At 46.2% G+C, this 8,063-nt stretch carries 8 protein-coding genes; 3 read left to right on the top strand and 5 right to left on the bottom strand.

Annotated elements, in window-relative coordinates:
• Positions 1-141: 141 nt before the first annotated feature.
• The 5 genes from L0156_29670 to L0156_29650 form a co-directional block, all read right to left on the bottom strand.
• Entirely contained in the window at positions 142-888 is a 747-nt protein-coding gene (locus L0156_29670; protein ID MCI0607173.1) for an ATP-binding cassette domain-containing protein, read from the bottom strand.
• Positions 881-1,651 carry an ABC transporter permease gene (locus tag L0156_29665; GenBank protein ID MCI0607172.1) on the bottom strand — a complete coding sequence of 257 codons (771 nt, stop codon included), beginning with the start codon at positions 1,649-1,651 and terminating at the stop codon, positions 881-883. The genes L0156_29670 and L0156_29665 overlap by 8 nt, the downstream gene beginning before the upstream one ends.
• 24 nt (positions 1,652-1,675) lie before the next feature.
• Positions 1,676-2,110, bottom strand: a complete 435-nt coding sequence (locus tag L0156_29660) for a PIN domain-containing protein (protein ID MCI0607171.1) — start codon at positions 2,108-2,110, stop codon at positions 1,676-1,678.
• The gene (locus L0156_29655; protein MCI0607170.1) at positions 2,089-2,319 is read right to left on the bottom strand and encodes a ribbon-helix-helix protein, CopG family; all 231 of its coding nucleotides are present in this window, start codon (positions 2,317-2,319) and stop codon (positions 2,089-2,091) included. Before L0156_29655 ends, L0156_29660 begins: the two co-directional genes overlap by 22 nt.
• Positions 2,320-2,542: 223 nt before the next feature.
• Positions 2,543-3,661 (bottom strand): cation:proton antiporter, encoded by a 1,119-nt coding sequence (locus tag L0156_29650; protein ID MCI0607169.1) that lies wholly within the window; start codon positions 3,659-3,661, stop codon positions 2,543-2,545.
• A gap of 629 nt (positions 3,662-4,290) precedes the next feature.
• On the opposite strand from L0156_29650, the gene L0156_29645 reads away from it, so the two are divergent.
• The 3 genes from L0156_29645 to pal all read left to right on the top strand — a co-directional run bounded on the left by L0156_29645 (position 4,291) and on the right by pal (position 8,022).
• Positions 4,291-6,510, top strand: coding sequence for a bifunctional alpha,alpha-trehalose-phosphate synthase (UDP-forming)/trehalose-phosphatase (locus L0156_29645; protein ID MCI0607168.1), 2,220 nt, complete (start codon positions 4,291-4,293; stop codon positions 6,508-6,510).
• A 384-nt stretch (positions 6,511-6,894) separates the two neighbouring features.
• Positions 6,895-7,269, top strand: a complete 375-nt coding sequence (locus L0156_29640; GenBank protein MCI0607167.1) for a hypothetical protein — start codon at positions 6,895-6,897, stop codon at positions 7,267-7,269.
• Between the two features lie 273 nt (positions 7,270-7,542).
• Positions 7,543-8,022 carry a peptidoglycan-associated lipoprotein Pal gene (pal, locus tag L0156_29635; protein MCI0607166.1) on the top strand — a complete coding sequence of 160 codons (480 nt, stop codon included), beginning with the start codon at positions 7,543-7,545 and terminating at the stop codon, positions 8,020-8,022.
• Positions 8,023-8,063 lie beyond the last annotated feature (41 nt).

Raw genomic sequence — 8,063 nt, 5'->3', positions numbered from 1 at the left:
TGTTAGGAGTAATCGGCGCTATCACGCGGATTCCGTGACCCTCCCGCGCGAAGCCCTCGAGCAATTGATATCCCGCAATCGCGGAGCCGCCGGGATGAGGAGGAAGCGTGCCAACATAGAGAATCTCAAGCAAACTATTTTTCATTTCGGCTTGCTTTCCTCATAACGGGCCACAACTTCTTCCGGATCACCGAATGACATCTGCCGCCCGTGATGCAACCAGAGCGCTTTATTGCAAAACGATTTCGCGAATTTCAAATCATGTGTTGCCACAAGAAATGTTTTGTTCGTCTCCTTGTAATTGCGGAACACAAGTGCGCACTTTTCTTTGAAATTCTTGTCTCCTGCGGCAAGTGCTTCATCAAAGAGATAAATGTCCTTTTCGATGTATCTCACCGCAGAAAACGCAAGTCTAGCTTTCATGCCGGAAGACAAATGCTTGAGCTTCGATTCGGCAAAATTCTGCAATTCCGCCCATTCAATCATTTCACCCATCACCCTTTCGATTTGTTTTCGTTCCATACCGTAAATCATTCCATAAAGGAAGAGATTTTCAGTAACACTAAGCTCATCAATCATTCCTATTCCAAGACCTGCAAGAAGAGTCACTGCACCTTTCACCGCTAATTCTCCCGAATCCGGTTCATAAATCCCGGCAATTAACCTAAGTAAAGTGGATTTGCCTGCCCCATTATCTCCAATAACAGCGACCTTCTCTCCGCGCGCCACTTCAATTTGGATGTCTCTCAGAGCGAAAAACAGATCCCCCGTTCCTGAATTTCTGCCAATGCGATGTCTCAACGTTCCAAAAACCGTGAACCTTCTTCGATCCTGCAGGAAGGTCTTGCAAAGTGAGCGACTCTGCAGTACACAATCGTTTTCAGACATATTCAGCAAATTTTGGTTCCAATCTCTTAAATGTGTAAATGCTTAAGACGACGAGAATCGCGTTTACAGCAATAAACAGAATGAAATCACCAGGTGGTGAAAAATCCTGATTCATGATGACCGACCGGGCAAAGTGAATTACATAGGCGAGCGGATTGAGAGTAATAATGTACCTGGCCATACCGTTCCCTAAGAATCCCGCTGTGTAGAAAATCGGGGTCATGAAGAATAAGACGCGCAAGAATACTTGATAAATGTGACCTGTATCCCTAACAAAGACGTACAGGCAGGACATAAAAAACGAGACCCACAAAACCAGCATGATCTCCAGCAAATACAAAAGAGGCAGCAACGCCAATGACCAGGAAAGAGGAATCCCCGAAAAGTACGCAATCGCAATGCAGATCGGCATTGAGATAAAAAATTCAAGCGTATTTGCCAGGACCGATCCGATCACCAGCAATTCTTTCGGCACAATCACGTTCGTGACAAGCTGCTTCATCGACTGCAATACCGTCATCGATGCGCTGGTGCTGTTCGAAAAATGAGTGAAGTGTATGATTCCGATGAGAAGGAAAACCGCATAATGATCCACGCTTTTCCCAACTCTCATGTGGAAAAAGAGAAACAGGACCACTAACATGAGCAAAGGATGCAGAAAGCTCCAGAGAAAGCCAAAAAATGTGCTTTGATCTTTCAGCCTGAACTGACAAACCGCGATCTCTTTCAGCAAACTGAAGTACTTTGAATCAAACGGCTGCATCCTTTTTCTTGAGAAGTACTGGAGTTACGGCAACAAATGGAAGTGTTTACCCTGCTTTGACTTTATTACAGAAAAATGCCTTCTATCAGTTGTCAGAATATCCAAAATGCCTCTCTTTTCACACGTGGAAACAACTGAGGCATCAACAAGGCCCAAATTCAAATCATTGTATCTTCTTAGTATTTCATTGCAACGATCAAGATCTTCAGATTGAAAGGGATCAATCGACAACTCTTTCCGCAAAAGAGACTCAACAAAGGCCGTTTCTGCCGGCTGACCAAGGTAAGCATTCAGGAGGTAACACGCTTCTGGTATTACTGTACAGGGAACGATCAATCTTCCGACATAGTCATTTACAAAACGGGAACAACGGCGATGCCATGCGTCGTTGCGGTCTGCAAGCGCAAAGATAGCTCCAGTGTCAACAACAATGGAGTCTACTTTGTGTTCTTTTTCCACAGTAACTCTTCGTGTCGTTCGGCAATGTCTTTTCGTCCGCTAGAGGCAATCCCGACAAAAGACAGCTTTCTTTTCTTGCGTCTTCTTTGTTGAACATAGCTTCTCATTGCTTTTCGCATTGTTTCGGCCACGCTACTTTTCTCTTCCGCCGATATTTCCCGAAGCTGCTCGAGGAGTTCTTCGTCGGCAAAAATCGTTGTTCTCTTCATAGCATATGTATGATATATGTCATATGAAGAATGTCAACTGCACCATCCGACGGTGCCGTTCTGTAGGCCAACTCAGAAGTGGTCCTCCCACCTGGCGAAAAAGGTGGCAACAACAGTGGGGCTCAGATAGGAGGACCTCGAATGTATTTACTTTACCTTTTTCTCAAGTGATGACATTGTGCCATCAGGAAAACACCTGATAGTCGCAACCCATACGGTTCTTTCAGGTATTAACCTGAGATCGCCCGTTCCGTCCGAAACTCCACTTCAAAGCGGGCGGAGTGATTACGGTCGTAACAATTACCATAACAATAATGGCAGAGAAAGTTGATTTTGAAATGATCTTCTCGCCTCCGATCGACAAACCCAGTCCGATATTTGCGAAAATTAATCCGACCTCGCCACGGGGGATCATTCCAATACCAATACTGAGCCGATCTATTCCTTTTCCGATCACGCCCAGAGAGCAAATTTGTTTTCCAATGATCGCTGCGCATGTGAGCGCTATGGCGAGAGCGATCATTCCAGGTTCCAGGACAGAACGTAAATCTGTCTGCATGCCCATTAAAACAAAGAAAACCGGAGAAAGAAAGGAAACGATCGGATGAACCAGTTCTTCCAGTGAATGTTCACCCCTATTTTGAAAGTCGCGATAGTAAGCTTCTTCAAGAATTAGACCTGCGGCAAATGCCCCAACAATCGGAGCTAATCCTACTTTACCGGCAAGCCAGGAAAGAAAAAAACAAAAAGACAGGCCCGAAGCGAGCAAGACTCCACGTGCTTGCAGTTTCGAAGCGAAGGAAAATAATTTTGGGGAAAGCCAGACTCCAAGAGCGAGCGAACAAAAAAGAAAGAGGGCAGCTTTCAGAAAGATTAGCGCCGATTGAACAACAGAAATCGATGTTCCCGAATTTGCAGAAGCGATCATTCCGGTAACGACAGCAAGCACTACCAGTCCAAGTACATCATCAATTACCGCAGCACCAAGGATAATCCGAGCTTCTGTGCTTTTTGATTTCCCAAGGTCCTGCAAGACTCGCGCAGTTATCCCTACGCTTGTAGCGCATAATGTTGCTCCTAAAAAAGCATGGACGTACGTACTGGAATCGGGCAACAACCAGATACCAACGAGCCACCCCAGTAAAAAAGGTGCCGCAACCCCAAGCGAAGCTACAGCAAAGGAAGTGATACCTACCTTTAACATCTGAGGAACAGTAGATTCGAGTCCTACCTCAAAAAGCAGGAGCAATACGCCAAGTCCGGCCAACATCTGCATTCCAAGGTCGGTTTTAATCGGCTCAAGTCCCGTAAATCCGAGTATGGAAAGGTTCCCTAAGATCACTCCGATAATTAATTCGCCTAAAACTGATGGCTGGCCGGCTCTGACCTGCCAGGTCTCCTCCAATCTTGGCCGCAATCAAAATGATCGCAATGAAGAAAACCAACGAAGCAACCGGATCTTCATGTGCCGGTCCGTTTGCAGCAAGCAACGGAATTGTACTTAGCATCGTATAGGCGGCAATCGTGAAGAATTCATGACGCACCAATGTATGATACCCGGTCTCGACTGCTGAGAAACTCAGGTATCCGCCTGAATAAACAGCAAGAGATCAAAGTGATCAATAAAATACTGTTATGCCGGTAGCGAAAATGTCCAGTTTGCAGTTCGTCAGAAACGCACACTGGTTCATCATGGGCGTGATCGGAATTCCATACTTTTTGGCAATTCTATTTACAGTGCTGCACCATTTTAAAACTCATTCACGAGCACCTTTGGTCCTCATCTTTTAGTGTGGCTCTCCTGCCTTTTTTGGCAATATCGATTCACCTCCATGAAAGGATGGCAGGAGGGCTCTTGGCGCCGAAAGTAGAACGAACTGGATTTGAGAATAGAGAGGTACCCAAGTTTTCGAAATCGTATGATGCGGATCGGAAAATTCATCAATAAGAAGGGACTTGTTTGAGCATCGCATGAGACTTGTTATCGTATCGAACCGCCTTCCTGTTTGTGCTCAGACGCTGGGACAAGGTTTCACTTTTGTGCGCAGCGTTGGAGGACTCGCCACAGGATTAAAAACCTTTCTGGATACTGCAACGGATTCGCTCGAAACCCTCTGGGTGGGCTGGCCTGGTATAACAGTGTCCGAAGTTGACAAGCAAAAAGTTATCTCAGAATTGCAACGATTAGGTTCTTATCCGGTCTTTCTATCCGAAGATGAAATGGAGAACTTCTATCACGGGTTTTGTAACAAAACGATCTGGGCACTTTTCCACTATTTCCCGTCCTATGCAGTCTACGATCAAAGATACTGGCACCACTACAAGAAAGTGAACGAAAGGTTCTGCCAGGTCCTAAAGGATGTGATCAGGCCTGACGATATGATCTGGATCCACGATTACCATCTCATGCTTCTGCCATACCTGTTACGCGAGTATTTACCCGCAGGGAGAATAGGTTTTTTTTTACATATCCCATTTCCTTCATACGAAGTTTTCCGTCTTTTGCCGAGCAAATGGCGAGTCGAATTATTACAGGGCCTTCTTGGAGCTGATCTGATCGGTTTCCATACTCACGATTATGTGCAGCATTTCCTCAAATGCACGTCGCGAATCCTCGGCCACGAAAGCAATATGGGAGAAATCTTTTTCGGAAACCGTCCACTAAAAGCAGACAGCTTCCCAATGGGTATCGATTATGCCAAGTTCCAAAAGGCCGCAACCGAAGCAGAGAATTCTCAAGAACAATCCATGCTGAAGTCAAACTTCGTGGACAAGAAAGTTGTTCTTTCCATTGATCGACTCGATTACTCGAAGGGTATTCTCCATCGTTTGCGTGGTTATGAAACGTTCTTGCAGAATAATTCAGAATGGCATCAAAAGGTTGTTCTTCTGCTGGTGGTCGTCCCTTCGCGAATCGGAGTAGAGCACTACCAGATCATGAAAAAGCAGATTGATGAGATTGTTGGGAAAATCAATGGAAAATATGGGAGTGTGACATGGTCCCCGATTATTTATCAATATCGTTCCCTGGCTCTCGAGCCGCTCGTTAACCTGTATACGATCAGCGATGTAATTCTTGTAACGCCGCTGCGTGACGGAATGAATCTGATTGCAAAAGAGTACATTGCCTGCAGGGTCGATCAAAGTGGCGTACTCATCTTAAGTGAGATGGCCGGCGCTTCTAGCGAGCTTCGCGAATCGATGATTATCAATCCGAACAATGTAGATGAAATCGCTGAATCATTGAAAGAGGCTCTGAAAATGCCTACCGAAGAACAGGTGAGGCGCAACCAGGCCATGCAGGCCCGGCTCCAGCGTTACGACATAACCAGGTGGGCGACTGATTTCATTCAGTCTCTGGATGTGCTCAAGGCGAATCAAGAATCCTCTCGCATTCATTTACTGGACGCTGAAAACAAAAATGAATTGTTGTCGCATGTACTCTCCGCAAAACGGCGTCTTATATTTCTGGACTATGATGGCACGCTCGTGCCCTTCGACACAGATCCCGCGGCCGTCTCTCCATCTAAAGATCTGGTGAAGTCCTTGGGTGCATTGACCGAAATTAAGGATACAAAAGTGGTGCTGATAAGCGGGCGCAAGCGGGAGACGATGCAACACTGGTTTGGCGAGCTTTCGATAGCACTGGCGGCCGAACATGGCGCATGGATCCGGGAAAATGGCGATTTGTGGAGAATGTTGCAACCGGTTCCTAACGAATGGAAACCTGAATTATATCCGATTTTTCAGACTTACTCCGATAAACTTCCAGGATCATTCCTGGAAGAAAAAGATTTTTCGCTCGCTTATCATTACCGTGCAGCCGATCCGGAACTGGCAGCACTCAGAGTCAGCGAATTGGGGCAGCTTGTGATGCGTCTGTGTGCCGGTCTGAACATTCAACTGCTCTACGGGAATAAGGTTCTTGAGGCTCGCAGTACCGAAATCAACAAGGGAAATGTCGCCAGATACTTTCTGAATTCCTATCCTTGCGACTCCATTCTGGCACTAGGGGACGATAGAACCGATGAAGATTTATTTCGAGTTTTACCGGACTCGGCGCATTCAATAAAAGTGGGACGTGCGCCCTCACATGCAAAATTCAATCTACGATCCCATCTGGATGCAAGAGAATTGATTCAAGATCTGATTAAAAAGTCTCAAGGTACACCATATAAGTTAGGAGACTAACCCGATTCAAAACTAAGGCCTCAACCCGATTTACGGCGCAGTACTGCAGTGCTAAACTGCCGTTCATGCTTACACTGCCGAGGGAATTTTCAAATAGCGAAAATGCAGAATCGCTTGTTTGCGCTGAGCCTAATATGGACAAATACTCATTATCCAACCTCCTGTCTTCCCCTCTCTCCGACCGGACCTTGAACCAGGGAAGACAGGAGGGACTATTGAAAAGACTTTGGGATGTTCTCTTTGATTTTAGATATTGCACTGTTTCCAGCTTTTGTAGCCAAACCAATTTCACGGAGTTCGCGTGGGGTTGATCGAAGCCATTGGGATAGTTTCTGCGAACAAGATAGTTCATCCCTCCTGCCGAACTCACGGCTTTACCGCTGTTTGGCCAAAAGCAAGGCAGGAGGGTCCATTATTGTCAAGTCTCGCATCAGCAAAGGGATTTGTTGCATTATTGTTGTCATCTTTCTGGTAGCTGGATTTAGTGTTGCGGGGGACGTGACGTACACAATCTGGGAGGATGAAGCAGAGAACCTGTGGATCAGGATCCACAATGGCATCGACCACGTAATCAGAGTAGAAGAAATCTCAATCACTTTTTATGATGCGAAAAGCAGGCCGGTTGAACAGCGCATAATCTACTGCCGCAAAGATTGTTCACTGGCCCGTCAGGATGTTAGAGATTTCGGGCTACAGCGGAAACCTGAAAACGCTGAAAGCTATAAGCTTCGAAATGTACGTTACGCTATCGAACGATAAACTGTGCGTTCAGTCCTCGCCGATCCGAGAGCCGTGGATACGTGGCGATTGCTAGTATTGGTTTCCGTTTTTTTTTAATGAATAGCAGCAATGAAACGTTTTCAGGTGAGTACCCGAAAGGAAGCGGTTTTCTTAACTCGCCGATCGGATGCTCACTCAGGTGTTCGCCCGATTTTTGTGAAATTCAAATTCGTTCAGTGCTACAACTTCAGGATCTGACCCGGAGGAAACATGCGTAACCATCATATTCTTGTAGTCATTTGTGCGCTCGCAGTGTTTGTTGCAGGGTGCCATAAAAAGAGCAAGGCATTGGAACCGTTGCCCGACGTGCCTTCGACGGATTTCTCGGCACCCGAACCGGCTGAGATGAAACAGACGGAGGACTCAGGGGTGATTGATATGGACGCCCTGAGCAGGCAGTTCCAATCAATCTTTTTTGATTACAATAGATTTGACATCCGCGATGATCAAACCCCTGCTCTGCAAGCGAATGCCAATATTCTTCGAAACAATCCTGTTGTAAGTGTGACCCTGGAAGGGCACTGCGATGAACGAGGAACAGAAGAATATAATCTCGCGTTGGGGGAGCGCCGGGCCAAAGCTGTCAAAGATTATCTGGTTTCTCTTGGCATCGCCCCGGAACGTATTCAGACGATCAGTTACGGTGAAAGCAGGCCGTTTGCGTTTGGGCATAACGAAGACAGTTGGCAGGAAAATAGACGCGCTCAATCAGTCGTCTTAAAGATGCAGTAGAGCTGACTCCATATGGCTTTCTCAGAAGCAGATACCTAATC

This window comes from bacterium, from assembly GCA_022616075.1.
Taxonomy (GTDB): domain Bacteria; phylum Acidobacteriota; class HRBIN11; order JAKEFK01; family JAKEFK01; genus JAKEFK01.
Note: the sequence above shows the minus strand (reverse complement) of the source record. Positions and strands in the feature narration are given on the sequence as shown.

Coding starts and splice junctions, on each gene's coding strand:
- L0156_29655 (MCI0607170.1), bottom strand. CDS start 2,319: ATGAAGAGAACAACGATTTTTGCCGACGAAGAACTCCTCGAGCAGCTT.
- L0156_29645 (MCI0607168.1), top strand. CDS start 4,291: ATGAGACTTGTTATCGTATCGAACCGCCTTCCTGTTTGTGCTCAGACG.
- L0156_29670 (MCI0607173.1), bottom strand. CDS start 888: ATGTCTGAAAACGATTGTGTACTGCAGAGTCGCTCACTTTGCAAGACC.
- L0156_29665 (MCI0607172.1), bottom strand. CDS start 1,651: ATGCAGCCGTTTGATTCAAAGTACTTCAGTTTGCTGAAAGAGATCGCG.